Here is a 17356-nt window from a genome sequence, read left to right as displayed (position 1 = left end):
CTCCCCCTCTCAGTTCGCGAACGCATGTGCGCGGTTGTGTGTGCGTACGCCGGTGCGTACACCTTCGAATGCGCGTGTGCGCACAAACGAATGTGCGCGTACGAATGATGAACGATCAGCCTGTGAGGCCGCGTTCCGCCGGAAGTGACCCGTTCGGGTGAACTTGGCCGCGCTCACAGCCGCTTGACCCCCTTGATGCGCCCGGCCCGGGTCGCCCGCGCCTTCGCCGCCCTCATCTTCAGGCCGCCGCGCTGCCGGCCGATCCTCAGGCCCGTCCCGGAGGACAGCCAGCCGGAAGAGATGTCCGAGGCCCTGGACGCGGAGTTGGCCTCCGCGAGCGGGTCGTTCTCGGCCCGCCGGGCAAGGAACATGACCCCGGGGACCACGAACGGGGCGAGGAGCAGGTCGTAGAGGGCGGCCGAGAACAGCAGCCCGGTCAGGCCGACATGACGGGCCGCCGTGTCGCCGACGAGGGCGCCGACGCCCGCGTACAGCAGGGTGGAGCCGACCGCCGCGGCGACCACCACGACCATGGGGCCGGTGGCCGACTTGATCTGCCCGGTCTCCGGCTTGACGAGCCCGGCGAGATAGCCGATCACGCACAGCACGAGGGCGTACCGTCCGGCCGCGTGGTCGGCGGGCGGCGCGAGGTCGGCGAGGAGGCCCGCGCCGAAGCCGATGAAGGCGCCGCCGACATGGCCGTACACCATGGCGAGGCCCAGGACGGTGAGGAGCAGCAGGTCGGGGACGGCGCCCGGGAGGTGGAGGCGGGCGAGGACGCTCACCTGGATCACCAGGGCGACGACGACCAGCGGGACGGAGAGCAGGATCCGGTTGACGCGCATGGGGGTTGTCAGCTCCTACTGCTGCTCTTGCTGCTGGCCGTCGGCGTTCGGGGTCACGGTGACGGTGACCGTCGGGGTGGGCACCGGCTTGGGCTTGGCCGGGAGCACGGTGTCGCGCGGGTCCTTCTTCGGGGTCTGGACGACCACGCCCACGATGTCGAGCTTGGTGAAGCTGACGTACGGCGTGACGTAGAGGGTGCGCGTGAGGTCGCCGCCGGAGGGGTCGACGCGGGAGACCACGCCGACCGGGACGCCGGGCACGAACGGCCTGTCGGCCTGCGAGCCGAAGGTGACCAGGCGGTCGCCCTTCTTCACGTCCGCCTTGCCGTTGAGGAGTTCGACGCGCAGCGGGCTGTCGCCCTGCCCGGAGGCGAAGCCCAGTTCGTCGTTGCCCTCCATCCGGGTGCCGACGGTGAAGTCGGGGTCGTTGGCGAGGAGCACGGTCGCGGTGTTCGGGCCGACGGTGGTGACGCGGCCGACCAGTCCGTCGCCGTTCAGGACGGTCATGTCGCGCTTGATGCCGTCGTTCGCGCCCACGTCGACGGTGATCGTCCAGGAGAAGCCCTGGGCCGCTCCGATCGCGATGACCTCGGCGCCCTTGATGCCGTACTGGCCCTCGCCCGCGATCCTCAGCATCTTGTCGAGCTGGGCCAGCCGGCTGCGGTTGCGGTCGTCGCTGCCGAGCTTCGCCTTGAGGGCCGCGTTCTCCTTCTCCAGCTCCGCGAGCCGGTCATGGCGCTCACCGGAGTCGCGGACCGCCGAGACGGCGTTGCCGACCGGGTCCACCGCCGAGGACATCCCGTCCTCGATCGGGCCGAAGACCGCGGCCGCGGCCTGCCGGGCACCGTCGACCGGGGAGTCCTCACCACCGCGGATGTCCACCGTGATCAGCGCGAACGCGATGGCGATCAGCAGCACCAGGAGCAGCCGGCTCTCTCGTGTGTCCCTCACGTGCGGCGGCCGTGCCCTTCCTCGATAGGAGAATCAGCAACCCGGATGCAGGAACCCGGATGCAGGGAAATCGGGTAGCCCCGGGCCAGGATGACCAAGGGCGCTTTGTGGGAGCTTATGCCGGAATACCAACGATCCGCCGCACGAGGGGCGATCATCCCGTACGGCGGAACCGAAGCGTTACGTCATCTGCGGGGCGCGGCGTCCAGGACCTGCTGGAGCGCCTCGAACTCCTCGACGCACTTACCGGATCCGAGGGCCACGCTGTCCAGCGGGTCCTCGGCGATGTGGATCGGCATACCGGTCTCCCGGCGCAGCCGCTCGTCCAGACCGCGCAGCAGCGCTCCGCCGCCGGTCAGAACGATTCCGCGGTCCATGATGTCGCCGGACAGCTCCGGCGGACACTTGTCGAGCGTGGTCTTCACGGCGTCGACGATCGCGTTGACGGGTTCCTCGATCGCCTTGCGGACCTCGGCGGCCGAGATGACGACGGTCTTGGGCAGACCGGAGACGAGGTCCCGGCCGCGGATTTCGGTGTGCTCGTCGGAGTCGAGGTCGTACGCCGAGCCGATGGTGATCTTGATCTGCTCGGCCGTCCGCTCACCCAGAAGGAGGCTGTACTCCTTCTTGATGTGCTGGATGATCGCGTTGTCCAGCTCGTCGCCCGCGACGCGGATGGACTGGGCGGTGACGATGCCGCCGAGCGAGATGACCGCGACCTCCGTGGTGCCGCCGCCGATGTCCACCACCATGTTGCCCGTGGCCTCGTGGACCGGCAGGCCGGAGCCGATGGCCGCGGCCATGGGCTCCTCGATGATGTGCACCTGCCGGGCGCCGGCCTGGGTCGACGCCTCGATGACGGCACGGCGCTCGACACCCGTGATGCCCGAGGGCACACAGACGACGACCCGCGGACGAGCCAGATACCGCCGCTTGTGGATCTTCAGGATGAAGTAGCGGAGCATCCGCTCGGTGATCTCGAAGTCGGCGATCACGCCGTCCTTCAGCGGCCGCACGGCGACGATGTTGCCCGGCGTGCGGCCGATCATCTTCTTCGCTTCGGCGCCGACCGCGAGGATGCCACCGGTGTTGGTGTTGATCGCGACGACGGACGGCTCGTTGAGTACGATCCCGCGACCCCTGACGTACACCAGCGTGTTGGCGGTCCCGAGGTCGACAGCCATGTCACGGCCGATGAACGACATTGAGTTCCCCATCAGGATTCGACTGGCCTTCCATGAGCTTTTGAGGGCTTTTCAGGTCGGCGAGGTGGGTGCTGTGACGTGAAGGCTTCCATCGTAGACGCGCCTTCTCGGACACTGCGGAAGGGTCCTGGCCATTGTCAGCAGATGCTGTGTGGGTTCGCTTCCGGAGACGGGCGTTCGGGGAATCCCGTTCCCTCGATCGCCCGTTTCAGTCGTCTCGGAACGGTTACGCGCGACCCGGGAAGAAGATCTTGACCTCGCGCTCCGCGGACTCCTCGGAGTCGGAGGCGTGGATGAGGTTCTCGCGGACGATGACGCCGTAGTCGCCGCGGATGGAGCCGGGCGCGGCCGCGATCGGGTCGGTCGGGCCGGCGAGCGCGCGCAGGCCCTCGATGACCCGCTCGCCCTCGACGATGAGCGCGACGACCGGGCCGGAGGCCATGAACTCCACGAGCGGCTCGTAGAACGGCTTGCCCTTGTGCTCGCCGTAGTGCTGCTCCAGCGTGTCCTGGTCCAGGGTGCGCAGCTCCAGCGCGGTGATCCGCCAGCCCGCCTTGCGCTCGATACGGCCGATGATCTCGCCGGTCAGGCCGCGACGGACCGCGTCGGGCTTGAGGAGGACGAGGGTGCGCTGGCTCACGGGAGACTCCTTAGGACTGCTGAGGTGCACTACTGCCGGGGTGCGGTGGGACGAGATTACAGGGCGTGTCCGTGAACCTGTCACACAGCGTCAGCAGGATCGGCGGTCAGGTCCCGGCCTGCGCCGCGAAGCGGGCCCTCGCCTCGTCGATCTTGCGCCCATAGTGCACCGAGGCCCACCACAGACCGGCGAACAGCAGCCCCACGACGAACATCATCGGGACGAAGAAACCGGACGCGACCAGCGCGATCTGCAGCGCCCAGCCGAGGGCGACGCCCCCGGGCCGGGTGACCATGGCGCACAGCAGCACACTGAGGAACATCGCGATCCCGCACACCGTCCACACCGTGGTCATGGACAGGTCGGGGTCCTTCATGGCGACCAGACCGGCGAACCCGATGATGAAGAACTCGCCGATCAGGGTCGAGGAACAGAGCGTACGCATGGCCGGGGTACTCAGCCCTTCCCGAGGAGCAGTCGGGCCTCGCCGACCGTGATGACGGAACCGGTGACCAGCACACCGCCGCCGGCGAACTCACCCTCCTCCTCGGCGAGCGTGATCGCCGCCTCCAGGGCGTCCGGCAGCCGCGGCTCGACCTGGACGCGCTCGTCGCCGAACACCTCGACGGCGATGGCGGCGAGTTCGTCGGCGTCCATGGCGCGGTGGCTGGAGTTCTGGGTGACGACGACCTCCGCGAAGATGGGCTCGAAGGCCTCCAGCACCCCGCGGACGTTCTTGTCGCCACTGGCGCCGACGACCCCGATCAGCCGGCTGAAGTCGAAGGCCTCGCCGATCGCGTCGGCGGTCACCCGCGCGCCCGCCGGGTTGTGGGCGGCGTCGAGGACGACGGTCGGGGAACGCCGTACGACTTCCAGACGGCCCGGCGAGGAGACGGCCGCGAACGCCTTGCGGACGGTGTCGATGTCGAGCGGCTCGGGCCGCTGGGAGCCGACGCCGAAGAACGCCTCCACGGCGGCGAGCGCGACGGCCGCGTTGTGCGCCTGGTGCTCGCCGTGCAGCGGCAGGTACACCTCGGGGTACTCGCCGCCCAGCCCGCGCAGGGTGACCAGCTGTCCGCCGACGGCGACCTGCCGGCCCACGACGCCGAACTCCAGGCCCTCGCGGGCCACCGTGGCATCGACCTCGACGGCCTTCTTCAGCAGCACCTGGGCCGCGTCGACCGGCTGCTGGGCCATGATGACCGTGGCGTCCTGCTTGATGATCCCGCCCTTCTCCCCCGCGATCTCGGCCGGGGTCTCCCCCAGCCGGTCCGTGTGGTCGAGGTCGATGGGCATGACCACGGCGACATCGCCGTCGATGACGTTGGTGGCGTCCCAGGAGCCGCCCATGCCGACCTCGACGACGGCGACGTCGACCGGCGCGTCCGCGAAGGCGGCGTACGCCATGCCGGTCAGCACCTCGAAGAAGGACAGCCGGTACTCCTGCTGCGCGTCGACCATCTCGACGTACGGCTTGATGTCGTCGTACGTCTCGATGAACCGCTCGGCGGAGATCGGGGCGCCGTCGAGGCTGATGCGCTCGGTGACGGACTGCACGTGGGGGGAGGTGTAGCGGCCGGTGCGCAGTTCGAAGGCGCCGAGGAGGGCCTCGATCATGCGGGCGGTGGAGGTCTTGCCGTTGGTGCCCGTGATGTGGATCGAGGGGTACGTGCGCTGCGGCTCGCCCAGGACGTCCATCAGCGCGGAGATGCGGCTGACGGAGGGCTCCAGCTTGGTCTCGCCCCAGCGGGTGGCCAGGTCGGCCTCGACCGCGCGGAGGGCCTTGTCGACCTCGGGGTCCTCGGGGCGCGTGGGGACGTCCGAGGTCGGGGTGGAGCCCTGGGTGCGCAGGGTTCGGCTGCCGGCCTCGATCACCGCGAGATCCGGGTCGCGGTCGGTCTCGTTCGCGATGATCTCGTCGAAGGGGTCGCTGTCGCTCACGGGGTCAGTCTACGGAGCGTCGGTGACAGACGTGGACGAAGGCCCCCGGAGCCTGGTGGTTCCGGGGGCCTTCGGTTGCCGTCGGGGTGGGGCCGCTCGCCCCGCGCTGGCGGGTGCCGCCGCGCCCACCCGTGCCGCCCCAGCGGCACGACTGCCCGCGGCTAGGCGGAGGGCAGGCGCTCCAGCTGGGTCTGGATCCTTGTGATGTCCTCATTCGCCTTCGCCAGGCGGCCTCGGATCTTGTCGACCACGTTGTCCGGGGCCTTGGCCAGGAAGGCCTCGTTGCCGAGTTTGGCGTTCGCCTGGGCCTTTTCCTTCTCGGCTGCCGCGAGGTCCTTCGCGAGGCGCTTGCGCTCCGCCGCGACGTCGATCGTGCCGGAGAGGTCGAGGGCGACCGTGGCGCCGGCGACCGGGAGGGTCGCCGTGGCCGAGAATGCCTCGCCCTCCGGCTGGAGGCGCAGGAGCTGGCGGATGGCGGCCTCGTGGGGCGCCAGCGCCGTGCCGTCGAGGGTCAGGCGGGCCGGGACGCGCTGGCCGGGCTGGAGGCCCTGGTCGGCGCGGAAGCGGCGGACCTCGGTGATCACCGACTGGAGGGACTCGATCTCCTGCTCGGCGGCGGTGTCCCGGAAGCCACTGTCCGTCGGCCAGTCGGCGACGACGATCGACTCGCCGCCGGTGAGGGTGGTCCAGAGGGTCTCCGTGACGAACGGGACCACCGGGTGCAGCAGCTTCAGGGTGACGTCGAGGACCTCGCCGAGGACGCGCCGGGAGACCTTCGCCGGCTCGCCGCCCGCCTGGAACGTCGTCTTGGACAGCTCGACGTACCAGTCGAAGACCTCGTCCCACGCGAAGTGGAAGAGGGCGTCGGAGAGCTTGGCGAACTGGAAGTCCTCGTAGAACGCGTCGACTTCGGCGATGACCGAGTTGAGGCGGGAGAGGATCCAGCGGTCCGTCGCCGACATGGCGGAGGCGTCCGGCAGGGGACCGTCCACCGTCGCGCCGTTCATCAGCGCGAAGCGGGTCGCGTTCCAGATCTTGTTGGCGAAGTTGCGGGAACCCTGGACCCAGTCCTCGCCGATCGGGACGTCGACACCGGGGTTGGCGCCGCGGGCGAGGGTGAAGCGGAGGGCGTCGGAGCCGTACTTGTCCATCCAGTCCAGCGGGTTGACCGCGTTGCCGAAGGACTTCGACATCTTCTTGCCGAACTGGTCGCGGACCATGCCGTGCAGGGCGATGGTGTGGAACGGCGGGGTGCCGTCCATCGCGTACAGGCCGAACATCATCATCCGGGCGACCCAGAAGAAGAGGATGTCGTAGCCGGTGACCAGGACGGAGTTCGGGTAGAACTTCGCGAGCGACTCGGTCTGTTCGGGCCAGCCGAGGGTGGAGAAGGGCCACAGGCCGGAGGAGAACCAGGTGTCGAGGACGTCGGTGTCCTGGCGCCAGCCCTCGCCGCTCGGAGCCTCGTCGTCGGGGCCGACGCAGACGACCTCGCCGTTCGGGCCGTACCAGACGGGGATGCGGTGGCCCCACCACAACTGCCGTGAGATGCACCAGTCGTGGAGGTTGTCGACCCAGTCGAAGTACCGCTTCTCCATGTCCTGCGGGTGGATCTTGACGCGGCCGTCGCGGACCGCGTCACCGGCGGCCTTGGCGAGCGGGCCGACCTTGACCCACCACTGCATGGACAGGCGCGGCTCGATCGTGGTCTTGCAGCGCGAGCAGTGGCCGACGCTGTGGACGTACGGCCGCTTCTCGGCGACGATCCGGCCCTCGGCGCGCAGGGCGGCGACGATGGCGGAGCGGGCCTCCAGGCGGTCGAGCCCCTGGAACGGGCCGTGGGCCGTGATGACGGCGTGCTCGTCCATGATCGTGATGGCCGGCAGGTCGTGCCGCTGGCCGATCTCGAAGTCGTTCGGGTCGTGCGCCGGGGTCACCTTGACGGCGCCGGTGCCGAACTCCGGGTCGACGTGGGTGTCCGCGACGACCGGGATGGAACGGTCCGTCAGCGGCAGCCGGATCTGCTTGCCGATCAGGTGCTGGTAGCGCTCGTCGTCGGGGTGGACGGCGACCGCGGTGTCACCGAGCATCGTCTCGGCGCGGGTGGTGGCGACGACGATGGTGTCGTCCCCCTCGCCGTACTTCATGGAGACGAGCTCGCCGTCGTCGTCCTGGTACTCGACCTCGATGTCCGAGATGGCGGTGAGGCAGCGCGGGCACCAGTTGATGATGCGCTCGGCGCGGTAGATGAGCTCGTCGTCGTAGAGGCGCTTGAAGATGGTCTGGACGGCCTGGGAGAGGCCCTCGTCCATGGTGAAGCGCTCGCGGGACCAGGCGACGCCGTCGCCGAGGCGGCGCATCTGGCCGCTGATCTGGCCGCCGGACTCGCCCTTCCACTGCCAGACGCGCTCGACGAACGCCTCACGGCCCAGGTCGTGGCGGGACTTGCCCTCCTTGCCCAGTTCACGCTCGACGACGTTCTGCGTGGCGATGCCGGCATGGTCCATGCCGGGCTGCCACAGCGTCTCGTGGCCCTGCATGCGCTTCCTGCGGGTGAGGGCGTCGATGAGGGTGTGCTCGAAGGCGTGGCCCAGGTGCAGGCTGCCCGTGACGTTCGGCGGCGGGATGACGATGGTGTACGGCGGCTTGTCGCTTTTCTCGTCCGCCTCGAAGTAACCCCGCTCTACCCAGCGCTCGTACAGCGGCCCCTCTACGTCGGCCGGCGCGTACTGGGTCGGCAGTTCGGTGTGGGGCGCTGATGGCTGCTGCTGAGCGTTCTCGGTCACGGGGCCAGTTTAGGGGTGTCACGGGGCCGTCCCGAAACGTGTTTGCCTTGTAACGGTCGGGGCCCCGCCGCCGAGCAGGTACTGGGTTTAAGCCAGGATGTGAAAATCACATAAGCATCTGGAGGGGAACCCAGAATGAGTCACAACCAGCCGGGCCCGTACGGCGGGCAGCCCCAGCAGCCCGGACCGTACGGCCAGCCCGGCCCGTACGGCCAGCCGCCGCAGGCGCCCCAGCCCGGCTACGGGTACCCCCAGCAGCCCCCGGCCCCGCAGCCCGGTTACGGCTACCCGGGCCAGCCCCCGCAGGGCGTCCCGCCGCAGGCCGGGCCCTACGGCCAGCAGGCCGGACCGTACGCCCAGCAGCCGCCGACCGCCGCATACGGCCAGCAGCCCCCGTACGGCCAGGCCCCCTACGGCGTCCCGCAGCCCCCGGTGCCCGGCGGCGGCAAGAAGAAGACCGGCATCATCATCGGCTCGGTCGCGGTGGTCGCTGCGATCGGCGTGGGCGCGTTCTTCGTGCTCGGCACGGGCAGCGGCTCGGGCGGTCTGGAGGACGACGGGCCGCACAAGCTGACCGCGCCGGCCTCGCTCCTCTCCGACAAGTACAAGAGGATGGGCGACTCGGCGGCCAAGGAGCCGAGCTCCAGCGACGCGAAGGACCTCGCGAAGGCCGGAGTCACCGACGCCACCTCGGTCGTGGCCATCTACTCGACGATGGACCTGACGTCCCTGGACACCAGCGACCCGAACGCGCTGGTCGAAGCGCAGGCCGCCGAGAACGTCACGTTCGCCGGCGTCTACGGCAAGGTGGCGGACCCGCAGCAGGCGCTGGACATCACCTTCACCCAGATGAAGGCGGAGTCCGACGACGACGTCACGCTGATCGGCGACGCGGAGACCGTCGAGCCGGACGGCCTGGACGGCGCGGTGATGAAGTGCCAGCAGGCGGAGACCGAGAACGCCGTCACGGAGAAGACGCAGAAGACCTACCTGTGCATCTGGGCGGACTACAGCACCATGGGCGTGGTCGAGCCCACCGCGGGCGCCAAGACCTACACGCTGGACGAGGCGGCGAAGATCGCGGCCGACGTACGCAAGGAAGCCCGCGTCAAGGCGTAGCCGCCGCGGTGACGCAGTGACATGGGAGGGGCCCCGGTCGGTCGACCGGGGCCCCTCCCATGTGTACCGGCTGTGTGCCGACGGGCCTTACGCCGTCTTCTGCTCGCCCGGTCCCCGGCCGCCGCGCGCCTCGCGGGGGATGAGGGTCGGGTTGACGTTGGAGTGGACGACGTCGGCCGTGATGACCACGCGGGCCACGTCCTTGCGTGACGGGACCTCGTACATCACCGACATCAGGACCTCCTCCATGATGGCGCGCAGACCGCGGGCGCCCGTCTGGCGGAGGATGGCCTGGTCGGCGATGGCCTCCAGGGCCTCACGCTCGAAGTCCAGCTCCACGCCGTCGAGTTCGAACAGCCGCTGGTACTGCTTGACCAGCGCGTTGCGCGGCTCGACCAGGATCTGGAGCAGGGCCTCGCGGTCCAGGTTGTGGACCGAGGTGATGACCGGGAGACGGCCGATGAACTCCGGGATCATGCCGAACTTGACCAGGTCCTCGGGCATGACGTCCTCGAACTGGTCCTTGGCCTCCAGCTCCCGCTTGGAGCGGATCGTCGCGCCGAAGCCGATGCCCTTGGCGCCGGCCCGGGACTCGATGATCTTCTCCAGGCCCGCGAAGGCGCCGCCCACGATGAACAGCACGTTCGTCGTGTCGATCTGGATGAACTCCTGGTGCGGGTGCTTGCGGCCGCCCTGCGGCGGGACCGAGGCCGTGGTGCCCTCCAGGATCTTCAGCAGCGCCTGCTGTACGCCCTCACCGCTCACGTCGCGCGTGATGGAGGGGTTCTCGCTCTTGCGGGCCACCTTGTCGATCTCGTCGATGTAGATGATCCCGGTCTCGGCCTTCTTGACGTCGTAGTCGGCGGCCTGGATGAGCTTGAGGAGGATGTTCTCGACGTCCTCGCCGACGTACCCCGCCTCCGTCAGCGCCGTGGCGTCGGCGATGGCGAACGGCACGTTCAGCATGCGGGCGAGGGTCTGTGCGAGGAGGGTCTTGCCCGAGCCCGTGGGGCCGAGCAGAAGGATGTTGGACTTCGCCAACTCGATGGCGTCGTCGCGGCCCTGGGCTCCGCCGTTCTCACCGGCCTGGACCCGCTTGTAGTGGTTGTACACCGCGACCGAGAGGGCCTTCTTCGCGGCCTCCTGGCCGACGACGTACCCCTCCAGGAACTCGTAGATCTCGCGGGGCTTGGGGAGTTCCTCCCAGCGCACCTCGCTCGTCTCGGCGAGTTCCTCCTCGATGATCTCGTTGCAGAGATCGATGCACTCGTCGCAGATGTACACACCGGGCCCTGCGATGAGCTTCTTGACCTGCTTCTGGCTCTTGCCGCAGAACGAGCACTTGAGCAGATCGCCGCCGTCACCGATGCGTGCCACGGTGTGCTTCCCCTTCGCCTGGGAGACGCCTGGACACTTTCGAATCCAGCGGCTCCTGGTGCTGCCTTATTCCGACGGTACCTTGCCGGGACCCCCGTTCGGGCCCCCCTTGGCACGGTTCACTTCCACGTGGACCGTGTCACACCGTGCCAAGGGGTACGGACGAGAGGGCCCAGTGCGTCAACGCAGAGTGCTGTTGTTCATCTTCCGGGTGGAGATGATCTGGTCGATCAGGCCGTACGACAGGGCGTCCTCGGCCGTGAGGATCTTGTCGCGCTCGATGTCCTCGCGGATCTTCTCGATCGGCGTGGTCGAGTGCTTGGCCAGCATCTCCTCCAGCTGCGCACGCATCCGGAGGATTTCGTTGGCGGCGATCTCCAGGTCGGAGACCTGACCGCGGCCGGTCTCACTGTACGGCTGGTGGATCAGCACGCGCGCGTTCGGCAGGGCCATGCGCTTGCCCGGCGTACCGGCGGCGAGCAGGATCGCGGCGGCGGAGGCCGCCTGGCCCATGCAGACCGTCTGGATGTCGGGCTTGACGAACTGCATCGTGTCGTAGATGGCCGTCAGCGCGGTGAAGGAACCGCCGGGGCTGTTGATGTAGACCGAGATATCCCGGTCGGGGTCCATCGACTCCAGGCACAGCAGCTGCGCCATGACGTCGTTGGCGGACGCGTCGTCGATCTGCACGCCGAGGAAGATCACGCGCTCCTCGAAGAGCTTCGCGTACGGGTCGTACTCGCGGATGCCCTGGGAGGTGCGCTCGACGAAGCGGGGGATGACGTAGCGGGACTCGGCGCGGGGGCCGGTGTACTCGGCCGCCGTGCGGGCGTAGAGGCCGCTGCCGGGGAAGTCGTTCACGGTGTCTCCTGGAGAGGGGGTGGGGCGGTGGGCTGGAAGGGGCGGGCGGGACTCTGACGGCAGGATCCCTCTGGGTCTTCGACGGCGGCGTCCGCGCGGGGCACGCGGGGCTGACGGGTCCGGGGCCTGGGCCTTTACGGGTCCGGGTCCTGGGCCCTTGCGGGTCCGGGTCCCGAGGCCGGGCTGGTCCGGGTCCCGGAGCCCTGGAGGGCTCCTCCGGCTCCGCAGGGGCCTTGAGGGCTCCGTGGGCCTCAAGGGCTCCGTGGCGGCCTCCTGGGGCCCACGCGGGGCCTGTGAGGCGCCTGCGGAGCCCGTGACGGCCTTCGCGGAGCTTCCGGGGCTCGCGGGGCCACGGGGCTCACGGGGACCCCTACGGGGCCTGCCGACCCGTCCGGGACCTCGCCGAGCCCTCCGGGCCCCGCGAGCTGCCTGCGGGGCCGGCGACGGGCGCTGCCTCAAGTCTCCAAGACCCTGGTGGGATCACGCGAACCCCGGTGGCCGAGGGACCCTGCGGGGGCTCTGCGAGCCCGGCGGGTCGGGCGCCCCGGGTGGTCGCCGGAACGTCGACCGGCCGTCGGACCCGTGGGACCGTGCCGTCGGTCGTGGTCCTACGCCGCCCCGGTGCCGCCGCCGCCCGGCATGCCCGCGGCCGTCGGGATGACGTCGTCGATGAGGCCGTAGTCCTTGGCCTCGAACGCGTCGAACCAGCGGTCGCGGTCCGAGTCACGGGTGACCTGCTCGACCGTCTGGCCGGTGTGCTGCGCGGTGAGCTCGGCCATGCGCTTCTTGGTGTGCAGCAGCCGCTCGGCGTGGATCTTGATGTCCGAGGCCGAGCCGGCGAGACCGGCGGACGGCTGGTGGATCAGGATCTCGGCGTTCGGCAGCGCGAAGCGCTTGCCGGGGGTGCCCGCGCTGAGCAGGAACTGGCCCATGGAGGCGGCGAGGCCCATGGCGATGGTCACCACGTCGTTCTTGATGAACTGCATGGTGTCGTAGATCGCCATGCCGGCCGTGATCGAGCCGCCGGGGCTGTTGATGTACAGGTAGATGTCCTTGTCCGGGTCGGCGGCAAGGAGCAGCAGCTGTGCGGTGATCTTGTTCGCGATGTCGTCGTCGACCGGCTGGCCGAGGAAGATGATCCGCTCGTTGAGCAGCCGGTTGTAGACCTGGTCGCCGAGGCCACCGCCGATGGAGGGCTCGCCGGCGGCGGAGGGCATCAGATTCGTCACGTATCCACCTGCTCGTCTTACGACGGCGCCGGGCCGTCTCACGTGTACTGCCGGGGGCAACGGGGACTCCCCTGCCCTCGTATTCATGGACCCTAACGCGCGGCTCCCTCCGGAGAATCCCGGAGAGAGGGGTGTTCGCCCGGGGCGTAGCGGCGCGTCACGGTGCGCATATGCGGACGGGCCCCGGAACACAGGGTTCCGGGGCCCGTCACGGCGAAGCGGTGACGCGGATCAGGCGTCGGCCTTCTCGTCGCCCTCGCCCTCGGCCTCAGCCGCGGTCTCGGCGGCGCCCTCGACGGCCTCGACCGTCTCGGTGGCGGCCTCGACCTCGTCCTCGTCGTCCAGGTCGATGACCTCGCCGTTGGTGTCCTTGACCGTGGCGGACTCGACGACCGTGGCCAGGGCCTTGCCGCGGGCGACCTCGCCGACCAGGAGCGGAACCTGGCCGCCCTCGACGACCGCCTGGGCGAACTGGTCGGGGGACATGCCGGAGGAGGCGGCGCGGCGCATGAGGTGCTCGGTGAGCTCCTCCTGGTTCACGTTCAGCTTCTCGCGCTTGACGAGCTCGTCCAGGACGAACTGGGTCTTGATGCCCTTGACCGCGGCCTCACGGGTCTCGGTGTCGAACTCCTCGGCGGTCTTGCCCTGGATCTCCAGGTACTTGTCGAGGGTCAGGCCCATCTGGCCGAGCTGGTGGTGCTCCAGGTTGTGCTTGCGGGTGTTGATCTCGTCCTCGAGCAGCTTCTCGGGGACGGGCACCTCGACGAGGTCCAGCAGCTTCTCCAGGACGCGCTCCTGGGCCTGCGTGGCCTGGTCGTACTGCTTCATGTTCTCGAGGCGCTTGCGGCTGTCCGCCTTCAGCTCCTCCAGGGTGTCGAACTCGGAGGCGAGCTGCGCGAACTCGTCGTCCAGCTCAGGCAGCTCGCGGGCGGCGACCTGGGTGACCTTGACGGTGACCTCGGCCTCCTTGCCGGCCGCCGAGCCGCCCTTGAGCTCGGAGGTGAAGGTGGCCTCGCCACCGGCCTCCAGGCCCTTGACGGCGTCGTCGATGCCCTCGAGGAGCTCGCCGGAGCCGATCGTGTAGGAGACGCCGTTCGCGACGCCGTCCTCGAGGACCTCGCCGTCGACCTTGGCCTCGAGGTCCACGGTCACGACGTCGCCGTCCTCGGCGGCGCGCTCGACCGGGGAGGTGGAGGCGAAGCGCTCACGGAGCTGCTCGACCGACTTGTCGATGTCCTCGTCGGTGACCTCGACGGCGTCGACCTCGACCTCGATGGAGGAGAAGTCCTCGGGGAGCTCCAGGGCGGGGCGGACGTCGACCTCGGCGGTGAAGTTCAGCGTCTCGCCGTCCTTCAGCTCCGTGATGTCGACCTCGGGCTGGCCGAGGACGTCGATCTCGGCCTCGTTGACCGCCTCGGTGTAGAACTTCGGAAGCGCGTCGTTGACCGCCTCCTCCAGGACCGCACCGCGGCCGAACCGCTGGTCGATGACGCGGGCAGGGATCTTGCCCTTGCGGAAGCCCTTCACCGTGACCTGCTGGTTGATCTTCTTGTACGCCGCGTCGAGGCTGTCCTTGAGCTCCTCGAAGGGCACCTCGACAGTGAGCCGAACCCGGGTCGGGTTCAGGGTCTCCACGGCGCTCTTCACGGTTCGGTCTCCTTGTGGCTGACTTCTTGGGGTCCGCCGGAGCCCGACAGGCCCGGCGATTCGCCGCCCGGGAGGATTCACCGGCCGAGTGGGCCGGGACACACGAGCGCGCAGCTTGCATAGTAACCGCAGCGGCTGAGCCACCCAAAAGACGATCACCGGCCAGGTCCGGGGGCTGATCGCACAGGTGGACGGCGCTCATGATCGCGCAGGTGGTCGGCACGAACGTGCAGATGGTCGGGGTGGCGGGATTTGAACCCACGGCCTTCCGCTCCCAAAGCGGACGCGCTACCAAGCTGCGCCACACCCCGTCTGGTGCGACACGTAGGGTACATGCCCGCAGGCCACCTGACCGCCGCATTTTCGGAGCACGGGGAGCGGACGGGGGCGCACGCCGGGAAGGGGTGTGCGGGCAGTGGTGTCGACCCGCTACGATGCGTGCAGTGCCGCGGTCGGCTGACCTGCGGCGCGACACATGCGGGCGTAGCTCAATGGTAGAGCCCTAGTCTTCCAAACTAGCTACGCGGGTTCGATTCCCGTCGCCCGCTCTGTACGCCGAAGGCCCGGTGGGAGGCTGATTCTCTCCCCCGGGCCTTCAGCGCGTCCCGGTCGCGCCGCTACCGTGGGCGGCAAGGGCGGAACACGCGCACACGGGGGCTGCGATGGTCGAGCTGGGGATCCTGTTCGGAGTCATGATCGCGCTGGCGGTCTTCCTGATCGTGAAGCTGCTGCGCCGGGGCAGCGGCGTCACCGAGAACGTCGACGGGCTCCTCATCGAGCAGGAGCGCCGGCTGCGGGCACACCACGACCGCGTCTCGTACAACGCGCTGTCGATGGACGGCACCTCGCCGACGCAGAGCGACAGCTACCGCCGTACCTAGTACCGCTGGTACCGCTGCACCGGCGGGCCGCCGTGCCGCCGGGCCGCCGGGCCTCAGAAGCTGATCGAGTTGATCGTGTCGGCCAGCGAGTCGAGGAAACGGTTGATCGACGGCGCCATGCCGGTGGAGGCGAGGAAGAAGCCGAAGAGGACGGCGACTATGGCGGGGCCCGCCTTGATGTTCCCCCCTCTGATCAGCACCACCAGGATGATCGCCAACAGCAGCACCACTGACAGTGAAATCGCCACGACTGATCACACACCCTCGGTAGGTCCGCACTCCCGAGACCATCGTGCCACCAACACGGCCCCCCTATGCGGCCCGTGACGCATCATCGCGGCCACCGTTCGGGCACGGATGTGCAGCACAACAATTCGAGGCGTACGCGTCACGGGAATTGAGGGAGATCGTTTCCGTGACCGTTTCCGTCTCCGCGCAACGTGTGCGCAGGTATTTCGAATTACAGCCGACGGCACGTCAACACCAGCCCCACAACGGGCGTTATGCACCTTTTAGTCGGGATGAATCCTGACATCACGGACAGACGGGCGGTGGGGTCGCAGGCGGGCGCGGGTAATTGCGAGAACGACCTGGGGCGTTTTACGAATACACACAAGCAACGCTAGGGTGCCTCAAATGTTCCACGCCGTCTCGTCTCTCGTTCAGAGCCCGCGCTCGTCCCAGAACCAGAACGACCAGCACCACCCGGCCCCGGACAGATCCACCGGGCAGCCGTCGCAGCGGCCGTCGGGCCGGCGCGACGCGTTCTTCGACAACGCCAAGTTCATGGCGATCGTGCTGGTGGCCGTGGCCCACTCCTGGGAGCCGCTCAAGGGCGACAGCCGGGTGCTGCAGGCGGCGTACATGGTCGTGTACGCGTTCCACATGCCGGCGTTCATCATCGTCTCCGGGTACTTCTCCCGGAGTTTCGACGCCGGCCCGAACCGGATGAAACGGCTGGTCACCGGGGTCGTCGTGCCGTATGTCGTCTTCGAGACCGGCTACTCGCTCTTCAAGCGCTACGGCGACCACAGCCCCGGCCAGGAGCTCAGCCTCCTCGACCCGTACTACCTGACCTGGTTCCTGATCGCCCTGTTCATCTGGCGGCTGACCACCCCGCTGTGGAATGCGCTGCGGCATCCGCTGCCGGTCGCGCTGGGCATCGCCATGCTGGCCTCCGTCAGCCCGGACATCGGGGACGATCTGGATCTTCAGCGGGTGCTGCAGTTCCTGCCGTTCTTCGTGCTGGGGCTGTGTCTGCGGGCCGAGCACTTCCGGCTGGTGCGGCGGCGTTCGGTGCGGATCGCGGCGGTGCCGGTGTTCATGGTCTCGCTGGCCTTCGCCTGGTGGGCGGTGCCCCGGATGAACAACGCCTGGTTCTACCACCGCGACTCCGCGCAGGAGCTGGTCGCTCCGTGGTGGGTGGGGCCCGTCATGCAACTCGCGTTGTTCGGGTGCGCGTTGGTGCTGACCGCCTGTTTCCTCTCCTGGGTGCCGGGCCGGACGCTGTGGTTCACCTCGCTGGGGGCGGGGACCCTGTACGGGTATCTCCTGCACGGGTTCCTCCTCAAGGGTGCGGAGTACCGGGGGTGGTTCGAGTACTCCTGGCTGCACGGGCCTGTCGGGGAGATCGCCGTGAGTCTTGGCATCGCCGTCGCCGTCACCTTGTTGTGCACCTCGCCTGTGCGGTGGGTGTTCCGGGGGGTGATCGAGCCTCGGATGGAGTGGGCGTTTCGGAAGGATCCCCTGCGGGTTGCGCGGGCGCGCGGGAGGGTGACGTCCGCCTAGGGCGTGTTTCGAAAGTAGCGTCGTCCGCCCGTAGGGCGGGCCCGGCGGCGTCTGGTGCGTGCGATCGCAAGGCGGAGGGTCGCCCC

General features: G+C 69.1%; 15 protein-coding genes and 2 tRNA genes. 4 read left to right on the top strand and 13 right to left on the bottom strand.

Annotation, left to right across the window (positions count from 1 at the left end):
• Positions 1-173: 173 nt before the first annotated feature.
• The 7 genes from mreD to ACLZN2_RS15385 all read right to left on the bottom strand — a co-directional run bounded on the left by mreD (position 174) and on the right by ACLZN2_RS15385 (position 8368).
• A complete protein-coding gene (mreD, locus tag ACLZN2_RS15415) occupies positions 174-845 on the bottom strand; it encodes a rod shape-determining protein MreD (RefSeq protein WP_416979018.1) in 672 nt (223 codons plus the stop codon).
• Positions 846-860: 15 nt separating this feature from the next.
• Positions 861-1796, bottom strand: coding sequence for a rod shape-determining protein MreC (gene mreC / locus ACLZN2_RS15410; protein ID WP_416979017.1), 936 nt, complete (start codon positions 1794-1796; stop codon positions 861-863).
• 185 nt (positions 1797-1981) lie between these two features.
• Positions 1982-3001: a rod shape-determining protein gene (locus tag ACLZN2_RS15405; RefSeq protein ID WP_030779466.1), complete on the bottom strand. Its 1020-nt coding sequence runs from the start codon at positions 2999-3001 to the stop codon at positions 1982-1984.
• 226 nt (positions 3002-3227) lie between these two features.
• Entirely contained in the window at positions 3228-3641 is a 414-nt protein-coding gene (ndk, locus tag ACLZN2_RS15400) for a nucleoside-diphosphate kinase (protein WP_416979016.1), read from the bottom strand.
• Positions 3642-3747: 106 nt separating this feature from the next.
• The gene (locus ACLZN2_RS15395) at positions 3748-4086 is read right to left on the bottom strand and encodes a DUF4233 domain-containing protein (RefSeq protein WP_416979015.1); all 339 of its coding nucleotides are present in this window, start codon (positions 4084-4086) and stop codon (positions 3748-3750) included.
• An 11-nt stretch (positions 4087-4097) separates the two neighbouring features.
• Entirely contained in the window at positions 4098-5582 is a 1485-nt protein-coding gene (gene folC, locus ACLZN2_RS15390) for a bifunctional tetrahydrofolate synthase/dihydrofolate synthase (RefSeq protein WP_416979014.1), read from the bottom strand.
• Between the two features lie 161 nt (positions 5583-5743).
• Entirely contained in the window at positions 5744-8368 is a 2625-nt protein-coding gene (locus ACLZN2_RS15385) for a valine--tRNA ligase (protein ID WP_416979013.1), read from the bottom strand.
• 135 nt (positions 8369-8503) lie between these two features.
• Here ACLZN2_RS15385 and ACLZN2_RS15380 point away from each other — a divergent pair, with 135 nt between their 5' ends.
• Positions 8504-9487, top strand: a complete 984-nt coding sequence (locus ACLZN2_RS15380) for a hypothetical protein (protein ID WP_416979012.1) — start codon at positions 8504-8506, stop codon at positions 9485-9487.
• 87 nt (positions 9488-9574) lie between these two features.
• Here ACLZN2_RS15380 and clpX read toward each other — a convergent pair whose 3' ends face one another.
• The 5 genes from clpX to ACLZN2_RS15355 form a co-directional block, all read right to left on the bottom strand.
• Positions 9575-10864, bottom strand: coding sequence for an ATP-dependent Clp protease ATP-binding subunit ClpX (gene clpX, locus ACLZN2_RS15375; protein ID WP_390655279.1), 1290 nt, complete (start codon positions 10862-10864; stop codon positions 9575-9577).
• A gap of 180 nt (positions 10865-11044) precedes the next feature.
• Entirely contained in the window at positions 11045-11725 is a 681-nt protein-coding gene (locus tag ACLZN2_RS15370) for an ATP-dependent Clp protease proteolytic subunit (protein ID WP_359005208.1), read from the bottom strand.
• A 608-nt stretch (positions 11726-12333) separates the two neighbouring features.
• Positions 12334-12942: an ATP-dependent Clp protease proteolytic subunit gene (locus ACLZN2_RS15365; protein WP_416979094.1), complete on the bottom strand. Its 609-nt coding sequence runs from the start codon at positions 12940-12942 to the stop codon at positions 12334-12336.
• Positions 12943-13185: 243 nt separating this feature from the next.
• Positions 13186-14601, bottom strand: coding sequence for a trigger factor (gene tig / locus ACLZN2_RS15360; RefSeq protein ID WP_416979011.1), 1416 nt, complete (start codon positions 14599-14601; stop codon positions 13186-13188).
• 234 nt (positions 14602-14835) lie between these two features.
• Positions 14836-14912: transfer RNA gene (locus ACLZN2_RS15355), tRNA-Pro, on the bottom strand.
• Positions 14913-15078: 166 nt separating this feature from the next.
• Between ACLZN2_RS15355 and ACLZN2_RS15350 the strand changes: the two genes are divergently transcribed.
• Together ACLZN2_RS15350 and ACLZN2_RS15345 are read left to right on the top strand one after the other, a co-directional pair.
• Positions 15079-15149: transfer RNA gene (locus ACLZN2_RS15350), tRNA-Gly, on the top strand.
• A gap of 114 nt (positions 15150-15263) precedes the next feature.
• Positions 15264-15482, top strand: a complete 219-nt coding sequence (locus ACLZN2_RS15345) for a hypothetical protein (RefSeq protein ID WP_416979010.1) — start codon at positions 15264-15266, stop codon at positions 15480-15482.
• A 53-nt stretch (positions 15483-15535) separates the two neighbouring features.
• On the opposite strand, the gene ACLZN2_RS15340 is transcribed toward ACLZN2_RS15345, so the two are convergent.
• Positions 15536-15730 (bottom strand): hypothetical protein, encoded by a 195-nt coding sequence (locus ACLZN2_RS15340; protein WP_189709090.1) that lies wholly within the window; start codon positions 15728-15730, stop codon positions 15536-15538.
• A gap of 388 nt (positions 15731-16118) precedes the next feature.
• Here ACLZN2_RS15340 and ACLZN2_RS15335 point away from each other — a divergent pair, with 388 nt between their 5' ends.
• Complete coding sequence (locus tag ACLZN2_RS15335) at positions 16119-17270, top strand: acyltransferase family protein (protein ID WP_416979009.1); 1152 nt, start codon at positions 16119-16121, stop codon at positions 17268-17270.
• Positions 17271-17356: the final 86 nt, after the last annotated feature.

It is taken from the genome of Streptomyces sp. T028 (assembly GCF_048159505.1).
In the GTDB taxonomy this organism is placed as follows: Bacteria; Actinomycetota; Actinomycetes; order Streptomycetales; family Streptomycetaceae; genus Streptomyces.
The sequence above is the reverse complement of the archived record's forward strand: the minus strand, read 5'-3'. Positions and strand labels throughout refer to the sequence as shown.

Coding starts and splice junctions, on each gene's coding strand:
- ACLZN2_RS15395 (WP_416979015.1), bottom strand. CDS start 4,086: ATGCGTACGCTCTGTTCCTCGACCCTGATCGGCGAGTTCTTCATCATC.
- ACLZN2_RS15405 (WP_030779466.1), bottom strand. CDS start 3,001: ATGTCGTTCATCGGCCGTGACATGGCTGTCGACCTCGGGACCGCCAAC.
- ACLZN2_RS15380 (WP_416979012.1), top strand. CDS start 8,504: ATGAGTCACAACCAGCCGGGCCCGTACGGCGGGCAGCCCCAGCAGCCC.
- ACLZN2_RS15345 (WP_416979010.1), top strand. CDS start 15,264: ATGGTCGAGCTGGGGATCCTGTTCGGAGTCATGATCGCGCTGGCGGTC.
- mreD (WP_416979018.1), bottom strand. CDS start 845: ATGCGCGTCAACCGGATCCTGCTCTCCGTCCCGCTGGTCGTCGTCGCC.
- ACLZN2_RS15335 (WP_416979009.1), top strand. CDS start 16,119: ATGTTCCACGCCGTCTCGTCTCTCGTTCAGAGCCCGCGCTCGTCCCAG.
- ACLZN2_RS15365 (WP_416979094.1), bottom strand. CDS start 12,942: ATGCCCTCCGCCGCCGGCGAGCCCTCCATCGGCGGTGGCCTCGGCGAC.